Below are 1879 nucleotides of genomic sequence, written 5' to 3'. Positions count from 1 at the left end.
GGCTGGCTCACCAGCAAGTTGGGTATGCTAGTGCCAGGGCTGCTGATAGGCGCTGTGTTGGCGGGGCTTCTTGTCGTGCTGGTGTTCTTGCGTCCACGCTTCGGGGTTATTGGCTTTGTTGCCTATTGCTATATCATGGGGCTGGTATCGCGCAACTTCAGTGTCGGTGTACCTCTTGGCTTGGGCATGGATGGTTTGCTGCTCTTAACATGGGTGGCAGTCCTTTTTAATCGTGCTCAACAAACAAACTGGGGGCAAATTCGAAATGATTTGTGCGTGCTCTCTCTGGTTTGGTTCATTATCAACGTGCTTGAAATTGCCAATCCAGCGGGGGCCAGCCTCACTGGCTGGTTTTATGAAATGCGCAGTACCACACTCTACTGGCTGCTGACAGTGCCATTGGCGTTTATAGTATTCAACAAGCCGCAAGACCTTCGGTTGTTTCTGATGCTAATAATTTGCTTCTCGGTATTAGGAGCTTTGTATGGAATCAAACAAAAGGTGTTGGGTTTGAGCGTAATGGACCAACAATGGCTGGATAGCGGCCAAGCCCGGACTCATCTCATCTGGGGTAAGCTGCGAGTATTCTCTTTTTACGCTGAAGCGGCTCAGTTTGGTGCTTCCCAGGCACACGTAGGCCTCATTTGCCTAATTCTGGCTTTGGGGCCTCTCGTATGGTGGAAAAGGATTCTGTTTGGTGTCGCTAGCCTTCTGCTGTTTTATGGTATGCTCATTTCTGGTACCAGAGGGGCAATGTTTGTACTCGCAACCGGTGTATTTATTTACTTGGTTCTTAATAAGCAGTTGAAAATTCTGCTCTTGGGCTTTATGCTGGCAGTTGGGTTATTCTTTGTTTTAAAATACACCACTATTGGCAATGGAAATGCCGATATAGTTCGATTAAGATCCTCATTAGACCCGCAAGATCCTTCTTTCCAGCTTCGGCTAATGAACCAGGCCAAATTGCGAGAATACCTGACTAATCGTCCTTTTGGAGAGGGAGTAGGCACAATCGGAAACTGGGGACATCAATTCAACTCCGACAAATACATTTCTACTATTGAGCCAGATAGCTATTACGTTAAAATCTGGGCGGAATATGGCATTGTAGGTTTCCTTATCTGGTTTGGAATAATGCTGTCTATTTTGGGCAAGTGCTGTGGCATCGTTTGGAACATTCAGAACCCTTTACTCCGTCAGAAGCTCCTAGCACTTACGGCAGGCTTTGGAGGAATTCTCGTGAGCAGCTACGGCAATGAGGTAATGAATCAGGTGCCTTCGGCGATGATTATTTATCTCTCTTGGGTATTTGTTTTTTTGGGTCCTCAGCTAGATTCTCTGGCTAGCGCTACCACTTTATCAGGCAATGAGTAAGCCACTCGTATCCATTATTTCCATCAACTACAAACAGGCCCAAGTGACCTGGGAAATGCTTGCGTCCTTACAGCACGTGACGTATCCTAATTACGAAGTGATTATTGTAGATAATGCGTCAGCAACGGATGAGTTATTGCCAATAGTGGAGCAGTTCCCGGGTGTGCAACTCATCCGCTCAACCGAAAACCTGGGTTTTGCTGGCGGAAACAACTTGGGCATTGCAGAAGCCAAAGGCAAGTATGTTCTCTTTTTAAACAACGATACGGAAGTCAAGCCAGGTTTTCTGGAGCCTTTGGTCGAGCTTTTCGAAAGCAATCCGACGGCGGGAGTAGCTTCTCCCAAACTGCTTTTTCACGGAACCGACAACCTGATTCAGTACGCCGGCTGCAGTGGCATCAATCCCTGGACGGGGCGTAGCGTGACCCAGGGATTGATGGAAAAAGACGAAGGTCAGCACGATACATCTACGATTACTCAACTGGCCCATGGCGCGGCCATGATG

2 protein-coding genes are annotated in these 1879 nt (G+C 47.7%); both read left to right on the top strand.

What is annotated here, in order from left to right; translation table 11 throughout:
* The coding region (locus tag J4D97_RS22820; RefSeq protein WP_208309602.1) for an O-antigen ligase family protein at nucleotides 1-1374 on the top strand (1374 nt) is incomplete at its 5' end.
* A partial coding sequence (locus tag J4D97_RS22815) for a glycosyltransferase family 2 protein (RefSeq protein WP_208309601.1) occupies nucleotides 1367-1879 on the top strand: 513 nt, incomplete at its 3' end. The genes J4D97_RS22820 and J4D97_RS22815, both read left to right, overlap by 8 nt.

The organism is Hymenobacter defluvii, from assembly GCF_017589435.1.
Lineage (GTDB): Bacteria > Bacteroidota > Bacteroidia > Cytophagales > Hymenobacteraceae > Hymenobacter > Hymenobacter profundi.
Note: the sequence above shows the minus strand (reverse complement) of the source record. Positions and strands in the feature narration are given on the sequence as shown.